Source organism: Bradyrhizobium sp., assembly GCF_004799405.1.
Lineage (GTDB): Bacteria > Pseudomonadota > Alphaproteobacteria > Rhizobiales > Xanthobacteraceae > Bradyrhizobium.
Genome location: NZ_SSMW01000103.1, coordinates 16,671 through 33,972 on the forward strand (window position 1 = coordinate 16,671; position 17,302 = coordinate 33,972).

Here is a 17,302-nt window from a genome sequence, read left to right on the forward strand (position 1 = left end):
CTTAGAGCGGACGGGGATTGAGTTCATCGTGCGAGACAAATACCGTCATCGAAATCGGCTGTTGGCGTTACTGTTGCTCGCCCCCCTGATGGAGGGCTGCGGTGGCGGCGTATCCGATATGTTTCAGTCCGATCTGTTGTCGAAAGACGCGGAATGGTTCTCGCGTCCGAGCAGGCTGTTCATCAGGGCCGTTTCGATTGAAACCCCGCCGCTCACTCCGAACAAGCCGGTTACGGCAGACGATCTGGTCAACGCCGACGGGATCTGTTCGGGAATGGCGCCCTCGGACGCTAACGCCCTGACCGAGGGAGCGGCCGGCGCGCCCCCGGCTCCCTCAACAACGGGAACGGTGGCGCTTGGTCATACCGAATGCGATGTCGTGCGCGGCATTGGTGCACCTGACAGCGTCAATCTCTCGAAGAACGAGCGTGGCGATCGGCTGATGGTGATCAATTATTCGCGCGGGCAACGCGCCGGGATCTACACCTTCACCTCTGGACGGCTGTCATCGATCGAGCGCTGGCCCGAGCCGGCGGCGCCGCCGAAGGCGGTGAAATCCAAGGTGAAGAAGAAGCCGGCGGCGACCTGATCGTTTTCCCGGTGTGATCTCGATCGGGCGGCGTGGCTTAGCCCGCTGCTTCGTCATATTGCGAACTTGCCGCCAGCCATTCTTCCTCGGCCCGCAGCAGCGCGGTTGCCGCACCGGCGCGCGCCTTGCTGAGCTGGGTTGCCTGCTTCGGATCGCGCCTGAACAGATCCGGCAGCGCCAGTGCGGCATCGATCTTGGAAATGATGCCGTTGATGCGCGCGATTTCCGCCTCGGCCTCGGAAATTTTCTGCTTGAGCGGTATGCGCTTTTCACTCCGGTTGCGCTGGGACTTTTCGCGGCTGTTGCTGCGTTCATTGTCATTGCGCTCGCGCGAATTGGTGCGCATGCCGCGCGCCGACAGCACCATGCGGCGATAATCGTCGAGGTCACCGTCATAGGTCGTCACGGTGCGGTCGGCGACCACCCATAGCTGATCGGCGCAGGCTTCGATCAGATAGCGGTCATGGGAAACCATGATGACCGCGCCGGGAAAGTCGTTGATCGCCTCGGCAAGCGCGGCGCGGCTGTCGATGTCCAGATGGTTGGTCGGCTCGTCGAGGATGATCATGTTGGGGCCGAAGAAGGTCGCGAGCCCAAGCAACAGCCGTGCTTTCTCGCCGCCCGACAGGCTTTTCACCAGGGTGTCGCCAGCCTTGCCGGAGAAACCGATCGCGCCGGTGCGTCCGCGCACTTTGGTTTCGGGAGCGTCCGGCATCAGCTTGCGGACATGATCGTAAGCCGAGCCGTCGAGATTGAGTTCATCGACCTGATGCTGCGCGAAATATCCGACCGAGAGTTTTTCCGCACGCGTGACGTGGCCGGAAAACGGCCGCAGCTTGTTGGCGAGCAGCTTGACCAGGGTGGACTTGCCGTTGCCATTGGCGCCGAGCAAGGCGATGCGGTCATCGGTGTCGATACGCAAGGTAACCCGATTGAGCACTGGCTGTTTCGGATCGTAGCCGACCGAGACGTCGTCGACGGCGATGATCGGCGGTGACAACATCTTCTCGGGTATGGGGAATGAAATCTCGCGCACGTCCTGTGTCACCAGCGCGGTGACCGGCTTCATCCGTTCCAGCATCTTGACGCGCGACTGGGCCTGACGAGCCTTCGAGGCCTTGGCCTTGAAGCGATCGACAAAGGCCTGCAGCCGCTTGCGCTCGTCGGCCTGCCGCTTGGCGTGCTTGGCGTCCAGCATTTCGCGGGTGGCGCGCTGTTCCTCGAATGACGAATAGGTGCCCTTGTAGAGCGTCAGTTTGCCGCGATCGAGATGCAGGATCTGATCGACCGAGGTGTCGAGCAGGTCGCGGTCGTGGCTGATGACGATCACGGTGCGCGGATAGTTGGCCAGGTGATCTTCAAGCCACAGCGTGCCCTCGAGATCGAGATAGTTGGTGGGCTCGTCCAGCAGCAATAGATCGGGGGCGGCGAACAATGTTGCGGCAAGGGCGACGCGCATCCGCCAGCCGCCGGAAAATTCCGAACAGGAGCGAGCTTGATCGGCGGTGGAAAATCCGAGGCCGGAAAGGATCGCGGCGGCGCGGGCAGGGGCGGAATGGGCCTGGATGTCCACCAGCCGGGTTTGAATGTCGGCAATTCGAACGGGATCGTGCGCGGTTTCGGCCTCGCGCAACAGCGCCTCGCGCTCAAGATCGGCTTTCAGCACCACGGCGATGAGGCTTTCCGGGCCATCCGGCGCTTCCTGGGCGAGACTGCCGACACGCCAACGTGGAGGAATCGCGATGGTGCCGGCCTCAAGGGGCAATTCGCCGCGGATCGCGCTGAACAGCGTGGATTTGCCGACACCGTTGCGGCCGACGAAACCAACCCGCGCGCCGGGGACGATTTGCGCCGAGCTATTGTCGATCAGGAGCCGTCCGGCAATCCGGACTGAAATGTCGGTGATTGAAAGCATGGGGGCTTTTCACCGGAGCCGTCCAAAAACGCAACCGGTTTATCGGCGGACATCGCTCGGGTGTCCCCGATATGCCGAAAATATGCTCAGTTGGTTCGAGAACCTCGGGGGTCCTCGCTATCGCGCTTGCTCAATTCATCCATCAGATGCTGCAGGTGAGACGACAGACGCGAGGACTCGGGGCGAAGATTCTGCTGCAGCCGTTCGCCCACAGCGTCGCAGATCGATCGGCTGGTTTTGCGATCGATTGGTTCGCTGGTTTCGGTGATTCGGCTATTCATGGGACGAGTTCCGCTTCCTTAGGCCATTCCGATAATCCAATAAGGTGACGCCAAACCAATTCACCCGACACGAAATGGTTGCCCGTCGCGGGCCGGTCGTGTCTCTTTTTCGTAAATATCGAGTGAACGCCTGGCGGTTCCATCCGGCCGGAATCGTGCAAAAGGCCCCGGCCGCGACCGGCTGGGGCCTTCAACGACGGGTCGGGAAGATCAATAGCAGCGATTAATCAGGCGCCAGCGGGGTCCCCACGGTGTCGGGACCAGTCGCCGCGCGTAGCAGCCGCCGTAGCCATAGCCATAATAGGCCGGGCCTCCGACATAGAAACGGGGACCACCCCATCCCCAGCCGCCGCCGCGCCAGCCACCGTGCCAACCGTGGCCGCCAAAGGCGGAGGCGGAAGTCGGCGCCAAGGCGGCCACACCGAGCGCAGCCGCGGCAACTGCAACAAGCGAGAGTTTGCGTAACATGGTCGTCTCCTCAGGTTCGGCGCGAGCGGCGCCATCGGTGAAAATGCCGTCCCGAACGCTCCCGGCTTTTCGAGGCGTTCGATCGAGCAAATCCTAAGCCTGAGAACCTGAATGAAACCGGGACGTTCGTTTCAGAGTGGGTTCACCTTCGTGAAATTGTTGTAATTTCAGGCTGCGGTTGCCGGCGCGGGTGAGCCTGCGCATTCCGCCAGATCGCTTGCCGTTCTCCGGCGGCGTCGATATAAGCGCGGCAACTCCCATCAGCGCTTTTCAAGGACGAAATCATGGCGATTGAACGCACCTTTTCGATCATCAAGCCCGACGCGACCGAGCGTAATCTGACCGGCGCGATCAACGCGCTGATTGAGAAGGCCGGACTTCGGATCGTTGCCCAAAAACGCATTCACATGACGCGCAAACAGGCCGAGACCTTCTACGCCGTCCACAAGGCGCGGCCTTTTTTCGGCGAACTGGTGGATTTCATGATTTCGGCGCCGGTCGTGGTTCAGGTCCTTGAGGGTGAAAACGCCGTCCTCAAGTATCGCGACGTCATGGGCGCCACCGATCCGTCGAAGGCGGCCGAGGGCACGATCCGCAAGCTGCATGCAAGGTCGATCGGTGAAAACTCGGTGCACGGCTCCGACGCCGCCGAGACCGCCGCGCTCGAGATCGCCCAGTTTTTCTCGGGCAACGAAATCGTCGGCTGAGCGACCGACGTTGCCGCGCAACCGGCCGGCAATGGCTTGCGCAGGCGCGCGCCCGCGCCAAAGGGGTAGGCTGTGAATTTTCTATCGCAGGTCTTTGATCCCGCAAATATCAGCGCCCTGTTTTCGCAGCTTCAAACCGACGTGCACACGCCGGCGTTCTGGCTGGCGGTCGGCAAGATCATCTGGATCAACGTCCTGTTATCGGGCGACAACGCGCTGGTAATCGCGATGGCGTGCCGTGGCCTGCGGCCCGGTCAACGGCTGTGGGGCATGGTGATCGGCGCCGGCATCGCGGTGATCCTGTTGATCGCATTCACCGGGGTCGTCGCGACCTTGATGGTGCTGCCTTACCTGAAGCTGGTTGGCGGATTGGCGCTTCTGGTCGTCGCCGCCAGGCTTCTGGTGCCGGAAGATCAAGGCGACGACGTTACCGCGGGCACCAGTCTTTGGCACGCGGTGCGGATTGTCGTGATCGCCGATATCGTCATGAGTCTGGACAACGTCATTGCGGTGGCGGCTGCCGCGAACGGTCAGCTTTCGCTGTTGATCCTCGGCCTTGCCATCAGCATCCCCATGATTGTCGCCGGAGCGGCATTGATCATGATGGTGCTCGACCGGTTTCCAATTCTGGTCTGGCTGGGCGCAACCTTGCTGGGCTGGATCGCGGGCGATGTGATCGTGACCGATCCAGCCGTGCAACCCATCCTGCACCGGCTGCTCGACGGCCAGATCGCACTCCATCTCGACGCGAACTCGGCGGTTTTCGACGTGTCGCCGCATGTCAGTCTCGACGGCGATCTCGTCGAGACCATCTGCTCGGTGCTTGGCGCAACCATCGTATTGGTGGCGGGATCAATCTGGCGACGGCGCAAGCTCCGACGCGCCGGACATTCCGCGGACGTTGCCGCAAGCGAGACAGTTTAGCGGATCGACCAGCGGTGGCGCGAGGAAGGGGTCGAGACCGCAGACCAGCTGGAATTCCTCAGGCGGGAGCGCTGCGACGAAGTGCAAGGCTATCTGATCGGTCGGCCGCAACCGATCGAAAGCTATGCGGCAACGGTCGGGCAGGAAGCTTCGATGCCATACCGGGTGGAAATGGGGCGCTGAGATCCTAGCGCCGCATGATCGATCCGGAGCGGCCGACCAGCCTTGCCAATTGCTTGAAGCGGCTGCCGACGCGATCGGCGACGAGATCGACCATCCTGTGCTCGAACACCAGCAACAGCTTGCGGCCCTGGCTTCGAAAATGGGTTGCCGGCAACACGCCCGGCCGCGCCGCCGAGATCAGGTGGGCGACGCGAAATGCCGCGCCGAGCACGCGCGCCCGCTCGTCCATCGCCGGCGGCACCAGTTCCCGAATCAGCGCCGGCGGTTCGTTTTCTTCGCTCAGGCCCGCATAGCGGTAGAACACAGACAGCGCGACAAAGGCCTTGCCTTGGTGGCTGATCGAGCCGAAATTTCCATTGGTGATGAGATTGAGCGTCTGCTCGCCGCGATAGTCGGGATGCACCCGCCATCCGATGTCCGACAGCAGGCAAGCCGCATGGCGCAGGCGGCGTTCCTCCTCGGTTTCGCGCAGCTTGACGACCCGGACAAAGCGGTCGGTCCATCCGATCAATTCCTCGGCGTGGCGCGCGGATCGCGACAATAATTCGTTGAGGGCTTGTGCGGCGCAGATCAACCCGTCCTTGGCGCGCTCGGCCTGCGGCAGCATCCCATAGAGCAGACCTTCGCGAACCCCAAAGGTCGAAAACACGATGGTCTTCGGCTTGGCGACCCGAATGATGTATTCGAGGACCAGCGCCGCATAGGTCAGGAGCGGCCGTCTTGCGTCGGCCACGACTTCGATATTGGCCAGCATATTTGCGGACGCCAGACGACGCAGGCGCCGCACGAAATCGAGCGCGTCCGGCGCCGGTATCGAATAGTCGTGCATCACTCGCAGCGGATAACCGCTCTGGATGATGTGGATGCGCGCCAGCGCCCTCCAGGTGCCTCCGACCGCATAAAAGGTTCGGCCGCGGCCCGCCTTGAGCGGCGCGATACCGGACAAATCGGTCTTGACGATGCGTTCGGCGCGTTTCAGCGATTTATGCGACATATCCTGCAGCGCCAGGCTCCCGAGCGGGAGTGTCACGCCGTGGCGAACGCGGTTGCCGCGCACGTCGATCAGTTCCAGCGAACCGCCGCCGAGATCGCCGACGATGCCGTCCGGGTTGTGGATGCCGGAAACAACCCCCAGCGCGGACAATCTTGCTTCGCGCGGACCCGACAGGATTTCGATGCCGACGCCACAGATGCGTTCCGCCTTGGCGATGAAATCGGGGCCGTTGCTGGCGTCGCGGCAGGCGGCGGTGGCGACCGCGTACACGCGGCCGACCTTCATCACCCGGCATAGCGCGCGAAAACGCCGCAGCGACGTCAGGGCCTTGGCGACGGCATCCGGCGCCAACAGGCCGGTGCTCTGAACCTCCCGCCCGAGACCGCAAAGCGTTTTCTCGTTGAAGATAGAGACAAGGCTGCGTGTCATCGATTCATAGACGACGAGACGCACCGAATTCGAGCCGATGTCGATGACCGCGACGCTGGATGCGCGCTTGCGCGGCCGCTTCACCGTTTGTACCCCTTATGAAGATTGCTGACGTTCGTTACGGCGCGTGAGGCGGCGCGGCGAAGATTCCTTAAGCGACTTTCCACGGCCAGACAGACTCGGATTCGTCATGAAATAATTATGCAGATTGAAGGGCTCTTCGCCTTTCGCGGCCTTCATACGCGTTGACGATCCATCCGGCAACAACCGCCAGCTTTGCTCGGTATCCTTGAGGTTGGCGACCATGATCTGCTCGAGAACCTGCTGATGCACCGTGGGATTTTGCAGCGGACAGAGGATTTCGACACGCCGGTCGAGGTTGCGCGGCATCATGTCGGCGGACGAGATATACACAGCAGCTTTTGCGCCGGGCAGGCCTTGTCCCATCCCGAAGCAATAGATTCGGCCATGTTCGAGGAAACGGCCGATGATCGACTTGACGCGAATATTCTCCGAAAGTCCCGATATGCCCGGCCGCAGGCAGCAAATTCCGCGCACCACGAGCTCGATCGCGACCCCGGCCTGCGACGCCTCATAGAGGGCGTCGATGATGTCGGGATCGACCAGCGAGTTCATCTTCATCCAGATCGCGCCCGGCTTGCCGTGACGCGCATGGCTGGTCTCGCCGTGAATATGTTCGAGGATGCGCTTGCGCAACGTCAGGGGGGATACCGCCATCTTCTCGATGTCGCTCGGCTCGGCATAGCCGGTGATGTAGTTGAAGACGCGCGCGGCGTCGCGTCCGATGATGGGATCGGATGTGAAGTAGGATAGGTCCGTATAGATTCGCGCCGTCACCGGATGATAGTTCCCGGTGCCGGTATGGACGTAGGTCGTCAGACTGCCGCCCTCGCGACGCACGATCAGCGACAGCTTGGCGTGGGTTTTCAGCTCGATGAATCCGTACACCACCTGCACGCCGGCGCGTTCGAGGTCGCGGGCCCAGCGGATATTGGCTTCCTCGTCGAACCGGGCCTTGAGTTCGACCAGCGCGGTCACGGATTTTCCGGCTTCCGCGGCCTCCGCGAGCGCCCGCACGATGGGGGAGTTGTTCGAGGTACGATAGAGTGTCTGCTTGATGGCGACGACGTCGGGGTCGCGGGCGGCCTGTTGCAGGAACTGCACCACGACGTCGAACGATTCATAGGGGTGATGGACGATCAAATCCTTCTGCCGGATCGCGGCAAAGATATCGCCGCCATGATCGCGCACGCGCTCGGGATGACGCGGCACATAAGGCACGAATTCGAGGTCGGGCCGGTCGAGCCGGGTCAGTTGCGACAGCTCGTTCATCGCCAGCACGCCGTCGACCAGCAAAACCTCGTCGTCGGCGGTGGATAAAGCCCGCTGAACGAAAGCCCGCAGTTCTTCCGGCATCTTGGCCTCGATCTCGAGCCGGATCACCGATCCACGCCGCCGCCGTTTCAGCGCGGTTTCGAACAGGCGGACCAGGTCCTCCGCCTCTTCCTCGATTTCGAGTTCGGAATCCCTGATGATGCGGAACGCGCCTTGACCCTTGACGACATAACCGGGAAACAAGCGGCCGATGAACAGGCCGGTGGCTTGCTCCAGCGTAATCAGCCGTACCGCGCCATCCTTGCTCGCGGACATGCGGATGAAGCGATCGATCTTGCCGGGCATGCGAATGAGCGCATTCATCGGCTTGCCGTCGGAAACCCGTGCCAGATGCAGCGCTACGGTAAATCCGAGGCTCGGGATGAATGGAAACGGATGCGCCGGGTCGATTGCCAGCGGTGTCAGCAGCGGGAAAATATTATGGAGGAAGTGATCCTCGATCCAGGTCCGCTCGGCCTTGGTTACGTCGCGGCCATCGACGAGAACGATGCCGACTTCGGCCAGCGTGCCGCGCAGATCGCGCCAGATGGACTGCTGGTCGTTGGCAAGCTTTGAAACCGTTTCGTTGATCAGGACGAGTTGCTCCGACGGGGTCAAACCGTCGGGACTACGCTCGGTGATGCCCTCGCGGACCTGGGCCTTGATGCCGGCGACGCGGACCATGAAGAATTCATCAAGGTTATTGGCGGAAATCGACAGAAATCGCACCCGTTCAAGCGCGGGGTGGCTGGGATTGACCGACTCCTCCAGCACCCGGCGATTGAAGTGCAGCCAGGATAATTCGCGGTTGATGAAGCGTTCCGGGCTGGCGCCCATCGCTGGACGGGTCTCGGAATCTGCTTCTTTTTCTTTTATTACAATAACTTGTGCGGATTCCATAAAGTTCTGGTCCATCCCCGAGCAGGTGGTAACGCGACCGCGGACGATGCCGGCCAAAGCATCGGTTACAGCGATGACGTTTCAAAGACATTGACGTTCCCGGCGCATCCGCCGTCAAGGTGTGGATGTGCCCCTGGATCAGGTATTCCGCAGCAATTCGGCCGCCAGCGCCCTAGTCACCGGCCGGCCCAGCCGCAGGGCTTCGGCGTCCAAAAGCTCGACCGCCTGCCGCGCGGCGGCGTAGGACCGCTCGATCCGGGTCGTGAGATAGCTCACCACGGTTTCGTCGACGGCCAGTTGACGGTCGGCACAAAATTTGACGATCAGCGCGCGAAACAACTGATCGTCCGGCGACAGCAGCGACACGACAGGCACGGCGCGCAGACGCGACCGCAGGTCGCGCAGCTCGATGACAAAAGCCGACGGCGGCGTGCGGGCGGTGATCAGAACAAACGCCTGGTCCTCCCGCGCCAGATTCATCAGGTGAAACAGCGCGCGTTCATCGAAGTCGGATGATTTCAAGTCTTCGACCACCAGCGCCCCGGTCGCCAATGCGCCAGGCACCGAGGCTGCGGTCAGCACATGCGCCGATGTCGAACGAGCGCCGGCCTGTTCGGCCCAGATGGCGGCAAGGTGGCTCTTGCCGGAGCCTTCCGGTCCGACCAGCAACATAATCCGGTTCGGCCAGTCGGGCCAGCTATCGATCAGCGCCAGCCCCGCCTCATTGGCAGGTCCTTCGAGAAAATCGTCGCGGGTGAGGCTTTCTGCGTGCGGCAGCGCAAACGCAAGCTGACGGGGTTGGACGCGGCCGGCCACGCAAGTCTCCATGCCGGGATAGCCCGGCGCATGATGGTCTCTGGTTAACCTAGCCTGCTTCGATGGTGCTCATATGGCGCACCCACTCGACGAGATAGAGCGACACGGAAACCAAAGTAAAGACCGTCACAAAACCCATCAGGATCAGGTCGTACGGCGTCGACTTGAAGCCGAAGCCGAGGGCTGCCAGCACCAACGCCGCGAATGCCACCTGGGCCACCGTATTGAGTTTCGATACCATCAACGGCTTCATCGGGATTGGTTTGCCGAACAACCATGACACAATCACGGCGGCGACGATCATGATGTCGCGGGAGACCACCAGGATAACGATCCAGCGCGGCACCGCGCCCCAGATACCAAGCGCCACATAGATCGAGACCAGCAATGCCTTGTCGGCGAGGGGATCGAGCAGCGCGCCCAGTTCGCTGGCCATGTTGAAGCGCTTGGCGAGAAAGCCGTCGACCGCGTCGCTGACGCCGGCAATGATAAAGATCGCAAATGCGATCTCCATCTGGCTGGAGGCGATCGCCCACACGATGAACGGCACTAGCAGGATGCGGCCGAGGGTAATGATGTTCGGAATACTCACGCGGCGCTTCCCGGCTACCGGCCTGATTTCGCGAAAGATCCGGCCCTTTGCAGCCCGAACCGGTTCCTGTCTACATAGTATATGCGCGGCCCTGTTGCGAGCCATTGCGCATCGGCGGATTCCGACGTAACCAGCCGCCATCATCTGGAATTGGGCATGATCGACCGCAAGAACGGGCTCACTTACGCGGATTCGGGCGTCGATATCGATGCGGGCAATCGGCTGGTCGATCTCATCAAACCGATGGTTCTCGCCACCGCCCGCGCCGGGGCCGACGCCGAAATCGGCGGGTTTGGCGGCTTGTTCGATCTGAAGGCGGCGGGTTTCAAGGACGCGGTCCTGGTCGCGGCCACCGATGGCGTCGGTACCAAGGTCAAGATTGCCATCGAGACCGGCCTGCATGGCAGCATCGGGATCGATCTGGTCGCGATGTCGGTCAACGACCTGGTGGTGCAGGGCGCCGAACCGCTGTTCTTTCTGGACTATTTTGCCTGCGGAAAACTCGATCCGGAGGCCGCCGCCGCCATCGTCGCAGGGGTGGCCGAAGGCTGCCGTGAATCCGGCTGTGCGCTGATCGGCGGCGAAACCGCCGAGATGCCCGGCCTTTACAGGGACGGCGATTACGACCTGGCAGGCTTCGCGGTCGGTGCTGCCGAACGCGGCACGCTGCTGCCGCGTCCCGATATCGCGGCGGGCGACGCGGTGATCGGTCTGGCTTCGTCGGGCGTGCACTCCAACGGCTTTTCGCTGGTTCGCAAGATCGTCGAGACTTCGGGCGTAGGCTTCGAGGCGCCGGCGCCGTTTTCACCGGTGATGACGCTGGGTGGTGCGCTGCTGACCCCGACGCGGCTTTATGTCAGGTCTTGCCTGCGTGCGGTCCGCGAGACCGGTGCGGTCAAGGGCCTGGCCCATATCACCGGCGGCGGTTTCACCGACAATATTCCCCGGGTGCTGCCGAAGCACCTCGGCGTCGGCATCGACCTTGCGCGCCTTCCGGTCTTGCCGGTGTTCAAATGGCTGGCAGAGCAGGGCGGCATCGCCGAACTCGAACTGCTGCGCACCTTCAACTGCGGCATCGGCATGATCGCCATCGTGAAACAGGACGCGATCGACGAGGTTACCGACATTCTCGTCGAGAGCGGCGAGGGCGTTGTCCTTCTCGGCGAGGTGATCCCGGCGGCGGGCGAACACCGTGTGGTCTATAATGGTCATCTCGATCTGGCATGGTGAATGAGGCCATGAAGCGTCGCGTCGCAATCCTGATTTCCGGACGCGGATCGAACATGTCCGCGCTGACCGAGGCGGCAAAGGCCGCGGATTTTCCGGCTGAGATAGTCGTGGTGATTTCCAACAAAGCCGACGCCGGCGGCCTTGCGAAAGCCAGGCAAAGCGGCATTCCTGCCGTCACCATCGAAAGCAAACCCTATGGCGCGGATCGCGCCGCCTTCGAGGCGGCTTTGCAATCGGTGCTGGACCGGAACAAGGTCGATCTGATCTGTCTCGGTGGTTTCATGCGATTGTTCACCGCCGAATTCGTGCAGCGCTGGTACGGCCGGATGCTCAACATTCATCCCTCGTTGCTGCCGTCGTTTTCCGGTCTCGATCCCCACGGCCAAGCGCTGCGCGCCGGCGTGAAGATTTCCGGCGCAACCGTCCATTTCGTTATCCCGGAAACCGACGCCGGCCCGATCGTGATGCAGGGCGCGGTCGCGGTCCGCGACGACGACACGCCGGATAGCCTGGCCGGGCGGATCCTCGGCGTCGAACACCGCATCTACCCGGATGCCTTGCGGCTGGTCGCCAGCGGCCGAACCCGTCTGGAGGGTGGTGTCTGCAGAACGATGGCAGGTCCCGCTGCCGACGCCCTTCTGATTTCGCCTGACGCGAGCTAGGTAGAAAATAAAATCCCCCGGCGAGGCCGGGGGCGCATCATGATTGCTCGCGCGGATCGTGACGACGTTTAGGAGACCTTCAGGTTTTCCGCGGAGCTCTTGCCGCGATTTTCCACAAGGTCGTATTCGACAACCTGATTTTCATTGAGGGTTGTGAGCCCGGCGCGCTCGACCGCCGAGATATGGACGAACACGTCCTTATCGCCGGCCATCGGCTTGATGAACCCATAACCCTTGGTCGGGTTGAACCACTTGACGGTGCCTTTGTGCATCGCCTGTCTCCTGGTCTAGTCATAAAAAAGACGCGGCCACGCTTGTTGCGTGCCACGCCACAAGCGGGCTTCCGGATGTCTGTTGAATCTCCTAGTCGCGAAACGCACAGTCGAACGGCCTAAATCCGATTGTGCCGGATATTGCAACACGAAATTTGTACGTTAGCAAGCCTCGGGCCAGCGGCGGCAAGCCTCGGGCCAGCGAGTTGTGCCTGTGGCCGCAGAACAACAATGCTTGGCAATCGCGGTCCGCAGCCGGTTGCTGCCGATTGACGCTCCGCCGCAAGTCAGCGCAAATCAAACGGTTGATGGGATCTGGCATTTTGTTGGCGTCGTTTTTTCCGGGAATTTGCAGTCATGCGCGATCCGTCGCGGCTATCGCGAGCAGATGATACCCGGTTCGGCGCCAAGTTTTGCCTGGTGTTGGCGCTGGTCGTTGCCTTGGGCGTCATCGTCGCGCCGTCGCCCGCCCGGGCACAGCTTCCGGCGCCATACGCAACGCCGGTGCCGACGGAAATCAATTCCGATATTTCGGCCGGCAGCACCGTTGCGAACCTCGGCAGCAGTTTCCTGGAGCGCCTGGGAAACCAGGCGACAAGCGGTTTTGGCAATGCGCTGCGGCGTAATCCGGGCGGCGGTGGCGCCTCCGAAGCCACCGATGAGCCGCGTTTCCGGACCTGGGGGGAAGCTTACGGAATCTCGGCCACCACCGGCGCGCAGGGCCCGTTCTTCGGCGATCACCGTCAAACCTGGGGTGGTGTCGCCGGTTTCGGCGCGCGTCTGGCGCCCGGCGTCAACGTCGGCGTTTCGGTCGACCAGAGTCATACGGGCATCGACGTCCCCCTGGCGTTTCAGTCAGCCTCGCTCGATCTGACGCAGATCGGCGTCAACGCCTCGGTGGACAAGGGACCGTGGACATGGGCCGCCGCGCTGGTCCACGGCTTTGGAAAAATCAATTCGAGCCGGGACACCGGATTTGGCTTTGCCATGGCCGGCTACGACGCCCAGATCGACGGGGCGCTGACAGAACTCAGCTATTACTGGACCAGCGACCAGAGCCGCATCGTGCCGAAGGCCGCGTTCGAATATGTCCGCGCTACGACCGGATCGTTTCAGGAGTTCGGCGGGATCGACCCGATCACGGCGACCGGTTCGACGGCGGAGCGCGCGCGGATCCTGATCGGCGCAGAGATCGGGCACTACTGGATTTTCGACCGGAAGATTTTCGATCTGTCCGCCTACGGCAAGTTCGTCGACAATGTCGAACAGGACTTCAGTTCGACCACCGTCAGCCTCGGCCCCCAGAGCATCACCGTGCAGGGCATCGGCGAAAGCCGGTATGGTGCGGATGCCGGGGCGTCCGCCTCGCTCAGCCTGAGCAATACCGCGCGGGTCTATATCAACTATGACGCCAAGCTGCGCGCCGCGATGCAGTCGCACCAGGGAACCGTCGGCGTCGAATTCAAGTGGTAGGCAGCGGATCGGCGCCGCGCGCTGTGCGATCGATCACAGCAGGTGCTTGGTACCCTCGAACGGGTTGGCGGCTATCCCGCGAGGAAGATCTCAATGAACTGGCGACTACCCTCTCAGCGGCGATCGAAAAGGTTCGCGAGCTAAAGCTACCTACCAGCGCTTATATTCTATCCATGGCCCTGGTGGAAGTAACGGAAGCGGCGAAGGCGGCGGCTGACGACAGCGAGGACGACGCAGACTGATAGTGCGGCTCTTGAGGCGGCCACGAAGCGACAGAATTTCAGTTTCGATCGACCCGGATAACGCGGCCCTTTTCGATGGCGAGCGCCAGCCGGCCATGTTTCAGCGCCAGCGCCGCTTCGCCGAACAGTTCGCGGCGCCAGCCATGCAATGCGGGTACATCCGCGTTATCGTCAGCCGCGATCTGTTCCAGATCGTCCACGGTTGCGATCACCTTGCTGGCGACCGCGTGGCGCTCCGACGTCATCCGCAGCAGAACTTTCAAAAGCTCGACGATCGCCGCACCGTTGGAATTGCCGCGCGGCTTTTCGATTTTCGGTAAAGTGGAGAGGTCGCGTGCGAGGCCGCGCTGCACCGCCGCCACGATATCGGCGCCCCATTTCGACCTGTCGAAGCCCTTCGGCAGCGAGCGCAAATTAGCCAGCCGCTCCAGGCTGGTCGGCGCATGGGTAGCGATGTCGCCGACGGCGTCATCCTTCAGCACGCGGCTGCGCGGAACGTCGCGGCTCTGCGCCTCCTGTTCGCGCCATGCCGCGACTTCCATCAATACCGCGAGCTCCTTCGGCTTGCGGATCCGGGTCTTCAGCCGCTCCCAGGCGCGCTCGGGGTGAAAATCGTAGGTCTTGGGCGAGGTCAGAACTTCCATCTCCTCGCTCACCCAGTCGCTGCGGCCGCGTTTCTTCAGGTCGGCATCCAGTGCGGTGAACACGTCGCGCAAATGGGTGACGTCGGAGACCGCATAATGCATCTGGTCGGCGGTCAGCGGCCGGCGCGACCAATCGGTGAAGCGGTGGGTTTTGTCCGGCCGATGGCCGGCAATGCGCTCGACCAACTGATCGTAGGCGATGGAATCGCCATAGCCGAGCACCATGGCCGCCACCTGGGTGTCGAAGATCGGGTGGGGGACGATCCCGGCCTGATGCCAGACGATTTCGATATCCTGACGAGCGGCATGGAACACCTTCAGCACCTTCTCGTCGGCCATCAGCGCAAAGAACGGCTTGAGGTCGATGCCTTGAGCCAGCGTATCGATCACGACGGCTTCCTCGGCGCTGGCCATCTGGACCACGCAGAGCAGCGGGTAGTAGGTGGTCTCGCGCAGGAATTCCGTATCGACGGTGATGACCGGGTGCTTGGCGAGGCGGGCGCAAACAGCGGCTAGCTCGGAAGTGCTCGTAATCAGATCCATGAATAGTCCATCACGCTTGTGAGACGGCGTTCTGCCGAAAGCGCTGATATGTCAAGGGTCTTGCCACGAATTCGAGCCTTGAATCTTAGCCGGTGGCGACTTTTCGCAAAACTGCCGCCGCCAGATGGCCCCGGACCGCGGTTGGGATCAGCCGGCCACCCCCTCGTCCGGAAATGAGACCGGTCAATAATCGCGCGCGTGCTGCCGAACAGGCCGCCGCCGCGAAGGAAGCGCGAGCACGATTACGCACAGCGCCACCATCGCCAATCCCATAAATTCGAATACCAATGCGTCAAACACGGCAATTCCCCCCACCAAACCCGTAGACTTGTAAGGAAGGGATTGACCGTTTCTTAATTTCGGGGGGCGGGGCGGCGAGCGCTCCGGCAATAGTCTGATCGACGGTTAATAATTCACGTTCCGCAAAACGTCTGGAACACGCGCTGATCCGGTTCGGGCGGGTCGGCATAGGATGCGAATGCCGGCTGATCCTCATACGGCTTGGACAGTACCGTCAGAAGCCCTTCGAATGGTGCGAAGTCGTCCCGGTTTACCGCAGCTTCGATCGCCGCCTCGACCCGGTGATTGCGGGGAATGAATGCGGGATTGACCGATTGCATCGCGTCTCGCCGCGCAGCGGGATCTTGCGGTTCGTCGCCGGTCCGTTGCCGCCAGCGGACCGCCCATTCGTCGTAAGCGGCGGGGTCGGCGAACAATTGCCGGACGCTGACGTCAAGGGCGGGGTCGAGCGCCGCATCGCTCAATCGCCGAAAGGTCAGGGTGAAGTCGGCCTGGTTTTTGGCCATCGCGTCCAGCAGGTCTTGCGCAAGCGCATCGTCGCCGTCGCGCGCCCCAAACAGCCCAAGCTTGCTTCGCAGCCCTGCCTGATAGGCGGTGTCGAACTTCCCGGCGAACTCGCCGAGTGCTGCCTGCGCTTCGGCTATGGCCTTTTCCTGATCGTCGGAGAGCAATGGCAGCAGGCATTCGGCGAAGCGCGTCAGGTTCCAGAGCGCGATCCGCGGCTGGTTGGCGTAGGCGTAGCGGCCTTGTTCGTCGATCGAGGAGAACACCGTCGCCGGGTCGTATTGGTCCATGAAAGCGCAGGGACCGTAATCGATGGTCTCGCCCGATATCGAGGTGTTGTCGGTGTTCATGACGCCGTGAATGAAGCCGACCAGCAGCCAGCGCGCAACCAGCTCGGCCTGGCGTGCGACGACGCCTTCAAGCAGCGCATGATAGGGGCGGTCGGCCCCTGCTGCCTGCGGATAGTGCCGTGCGATGACGTGATCCGCCAGACGCCGCACGCCTTCGGCGTCACTGCGCGCCGCGAAATACTGGAACGTTCCGACCCGAATATGGCTGGAGGCGACGCGGGTGAGGACCGCACCCGGCAGCAGCGTCTCGCGCATGACGCTCTCGCCGGTCACGACCGCTGCGAGCGATCTCGTGGTGGGAATGCCAAGCGCGGCCATCGCCTCGCTGACGATGTATTCGCGCAGCACCGGACCGAGCGCCGCACGGCCGTCGCCCCGGCGCGAAAACGGGGTCGGACCCGATCCCTTGAGTTGAATGTCGCGGCGGACCCCGTCGGCGTCGATCACCTCGCCCAGCAGGATGGCGCGGCCGTCGCCGAGTTGCGGAACGAAATGACCGAACTGGTGGCCGGCATAGGCCATTGCAATCGGGTCGGCTCCATCCGGGATACGTTTCCCAGCCAGAATCTCGGTTCCCTCGGGGCTACTGAGCCTGTCGGGATCGAGGCCGAGATGGATCGCCAACGGCCGGTTCAGCTTGACCAGCCGCGGCGAAGCCACCGGCGTCGGCGCCACCCGCGCGAAGAAATTGTCCGGTAGCGCCGAGTAGGTGTTCTGGAAGGGAAAATGGACCGTCATGACCTTCAACATAGGCATGGAGTGGAATTAGACAATCGCCTCGTGAGAGCGCGGGTTCGATAGCTGCGTTGTTTTTCCGTCACTTTTCCGGCTTTGCCGTCATTTTCCGAGGATGCGGTCGGTTGCCGCGCCTGAAAGCCTCGGGTAAACC

Annotated in this window: 17 protein-coding genes; 7 read left to right on the forward strand and 10 right to left on the reverse strand. The window is 62.3% G+C overall.

Annotated elements, in window-relative coordinates:
* Positions 1-88 precede the first annotated feature (88 nt).
* Positions 89-589: a hypothetical protein gene (locus tag E7813_RS16190; RefSeq protein WP_291575583.1), complete on the forward strand. Its 501-nt coding sequence runs from the start codon at positions 89-91 to the stop codon at positions 587-589.
* Between the two features lie 37 nt (positions 590-626).
* On the opposite strand, the gene E7813_RS16195 is transcribed toward E7813_RS16190, so the two are convergent.
* From E7813_RS16195 to E7813_RS16205, 3 genes are all read right to left on the reverse strand, one after another.
* A complete protein-coding gene (locus tag E7813_RS16195) occupies positions 627-2,504 on the reverse strand; it encodes an ABC-F family ATP-binding cassette domain-containing protein (protein WP_291575516.1) in 1,878 nt (625 codons plus the stop codon).
* An 86-nt stretch (positions 2,505-2,590) separates the two neighbouring features.
* Complete coding sequence (locus tag E7813_RS16200) at positions 2,591-2,785, reverse strand: hypothetical protein (RefSeq protein WP_291575518.1); 195 nt, start codon at positions 2,783-2,785, stop codon at positions 2,591-2,593.
* A gap of 210 nt (positions 2,786-2,995) precedes the next feature.
* On the reverse strand, positions 2,996-3,253 hold the full coding sequence (locus E7813_RS16205) for a sulfur globule protein precursor (RefSeq protein WP_291575519.1): 258 nt from the start codon (positions 3,251-3,253) through the stop codon (positions 2,996-2,998).
* Between the two features lie 284 nt (positions 3,254-3,537).
* Here E7813_RS16205 and ndk point away from each other — a divergent pair, with 284 nt between their 5' ends.
* Together ndk and E7813_RS16215 are read left to right on the forward strand one after the other, a co-directional pair.
* Positions 3,538-3,960, forward strand: a complete 423-nt coding sequence (gene ndk, locus E7813_RS16210; RefSeq protein WP_291575521.1) for a nucleoside-diphosphate kinase — start codon at positions 3,538-3,540, stop codon at positions 3,958-3,960.
* 72 nt (positions 3,961-4,032) lie between these two features.
* On the forward strand, positions 4,033-4,884 hold the full coding sequence (locus E7813_RS16215) for a TerC family protein (protein WP_291575522.1): 852 nt from the start codon (positions 4,033-4,035) through the stop codon (positions 4,882-4,884).
* 187 nt (positions 4,885-5,071) lie between these two features.
* Here E7813_RS16215 and ppx read toward each other — a convergent pair whose 3' ends face one another.
* The 4 genes from ppx to E7813_RS16235 all read right to left on the reverse strand — a co-directional run bounded on the left by ppx (position 5,072) and on the right by E7813_RS16235 (position 10,193).
* Positions 5,072-6,574: an exopolyphosphatase gene (gene ppx, locus E7813_RS16220; RefSeq protein WP_291575523.1), complete on the reverse strand. Its 1,503-nt coding sequence runs from the start codon at positions 6,572-6,574 to the stop codon at positions 5,072-5,074.
* 12 nt (positions 6,575-6,586) lie between these two features.
* Positions 6,587-8,785 (reverse strand): RNA degradosome polyphosphate kinase, encoded by a 2,199-nt coding sequence (locus tag E7813_RS16225; protein WP_291575524.1) that lies wholly within the window; start codon positions 8,783-8,785, stop codon positions 6,587-6,589.
* A 138-nt stretch (positions 8,786-8,923) separates the two neighbouring features.
* The gene (locus E7813_RS16230) at positions 8,924-9,601 is read right to left on the reverse strand and encodes a DnaA/Hda family protein (protein WP_291575526.1); all 678 of its coding nucleotides are present in this window, start codon (positions 9,599-9,601) and stop codon (positions 8,924-8,926) included.
* A gap of 49 nt (positions 9,602-9,650) precedes the next feature.
* On the reverse strand, positions 9,651-10,193 hold the full coding sequence (locus E7813_RS16235; RefSeq protein WP_291575528.1) for a CDP-alcohol phosphatidyltransferase family protein: 543 nt from the start codon (positions 10,191-10,193) through the stop codon (positions 9,651-9,653).
* A gap of 156 nt (positions 10,194-10,349) precedes the next feature.
* Here E7813_RS16235 and purM point away from each other — a divergent pair, with 156 nt between their 5' ends.
* Both purM and purN read left to right on the forward strand, forming a co-directional pair.
* The gene (purM, locus tag E7813_RS16240; RefSeq protein ID WP_291575531.1) at positions 10,350-11,423 is read left to right on the forward strand and encodes a phosphoribosylformylglycinamidine cyclo-ligase; all 1,074 of its coding nucleotides are present in this window, start codon (positions 10,350-10,352) and stop codon (positions 11,421-11,423) included.
* Positions 11,424-11,431: 8 nt separating this feature from the next.
* Positions 11,432-12,085, forward strand: coding sequence for a phosphoribosylglycinamide formyltransferase (gene purN, locus E7813_RS16245; protein ID WP_291575533.1), 654 nt, complete (start codon positions 11,432-11,434; stop codon positions 12,083-12,085).
* Between the two features lie 68 nt (positions 12,086-12,153).
* Here the strand turns inward: purN and E7813_RS16250 are convergent, their stop codons facing one another.
* The gene (locus E7813_RS16250) at positions 12,154-12,357 is read right to left on the reverse strand and encodes a cold-shock protein (protein WP_291575534.1); all 204 of its coding nucleotides are present in this window, start codon (positions 12,355-12,357) and stop codon (positions 12,154-12,156) included.
* Between the two features lie 357 nt (positions 12,358-12,714).
* On the opposite strand from E7813_RS16250, the gene E7813_RS16255 reads away from it, so the two are divergent.
* Together E7813_RS16255 and E7813_RS16260 are read left to right on the forward strand one after the other, a co-directional pair.
* Positions 12,715-13,830: an autotransporter outer membrane beta-barrel domain-containing protein gene (locus tag E7813_RS16255; protein ID WP_291575535.1), complete on the forward strand. Its 1,116-nt coding sequence runs from the start codon at positions 12,715-12,717 to the stop codon at positions 13,828-13,830.
* Positions 13,831-13,862: 32 nt separating this feature from the next.
* A complete protein-coding gene (locus tag E7813_RS16260) occupies positions 13,863-14,072 on the forward strand; it encodes a hypothetical protein (protein WP_291575584.1) in 210 nt (69 codons plus the stop codon).
* 38 nt (positions 14,073-14,110) lie between these two features.
* On the opposite strand, the gene rnd is transcribed toward E7813_RS16260, so the two are convergent.
* Both rnd and E7813_RS16270 read right to left on the reverse strand, forming a co-directional pair.
* On the reverse strand, positions 14,111-15,259 hold the full coding sequence (rnd, locus tag E7813_RS16265) for a ribonuclease D (RefSeq protein WP_291575536.1): 1,149 nt from the start codon (positions 15,257-15,259) through the stop codon (positions 14,111-14,113).
* A gap of 413 nt (positions 15,260-15,672) precedes the next feature.
* Positions 15,673-17,151, reverse strand: coding sequence for a protein adenylyltransferase SelO (locus tag E7813_RS16270; RefSeq protein WP_291575537.1), 1,479 nt, complete (start codon positions 17,149-17,151; stop codon positions 15,673-15,675).
* Positions 17,152-17,302: the final 151 nt, after the last annotated feature.

Coding starts and splice junctions, on each gene's coding strand:
- E7813_RS16190 (WP_291575583.1), top strand. CDS start 89: ATGGAGGGCTGCGGTGGCGGCGTATCCGATATGTTTCAGTCCGATCTG.
- E7813_RS16195 (WP_291575516.1), bottom strand. CDS start 2,504: ATGCTTTCAATCACCGACATTTCAGTCCGGATTGCCGGACGGCTCCTG.
- E7813_RS16200 (WP_291575518.1), bottom strand. CDS start 2,785: ATGAATAGCCGAATCACCGAAACCAGCGAACCAATCGATCGCAAAACC.
- E7813_RS16205 (WP_291575519.1), bottom strand. CDS start 3,253: ATGTTACGCAAACTCTCGCTTGTTGCAGTTGCCGCGGCTGCGCTCGGT.
- ndk (WP_291575521.1), top strand. CDS start 3,538: ATGGCGATTGAACGCACCTTTTCGATCATCAAGCCCGACGCGACCGAG.
- E7813_RS16225 (WP_291575524.1), bottom strand. CDS start 8,785: ATGGAATCCGCACAAGTTATTGTAATAAAAGAAAAAGAAGCAGATTCC.
- purM (WP_291575531.1), top strand. CDS start 10,350: ATGATCGACCGCAAGAACGGGCTCACTTACGCGGATTCGGGCGTCGAT.
- purN (WP_291575533.1), top strand. CDS start 11,432: ATGAAGCGTCGCGTCGCAATCCTGATTTCCGGACGCGGATCGAACATG.
- E7813_RS16250 (WP_291575534.1), bottom strand. CDS start 12,357: ATGCACAAAGGCACCGTCAAGTGGTTCAACCCGACCAAGGGTTATGGG.
- E7813_RS16255 (WP_291575535.1), top strand. CDS start 12,715: ATGCGCGATCCGTCGCGGCTATCGCGAGCAGATGATACCCGGTTCGGC.
- rnd (WP_291575536.1), bottom strand. CDS start 15,259: ATGGATCTGATTACGAGCACTTCCGAGCTAGCCGCTGTTTGCGCCCGC.
- E7813_RS16270 (WP_291575537.1), bottom strand. CDS start 17,151: ATGACGGTCCATTTTCCCTTCCAGAACACCTACTCGGCGCTACCGGAC.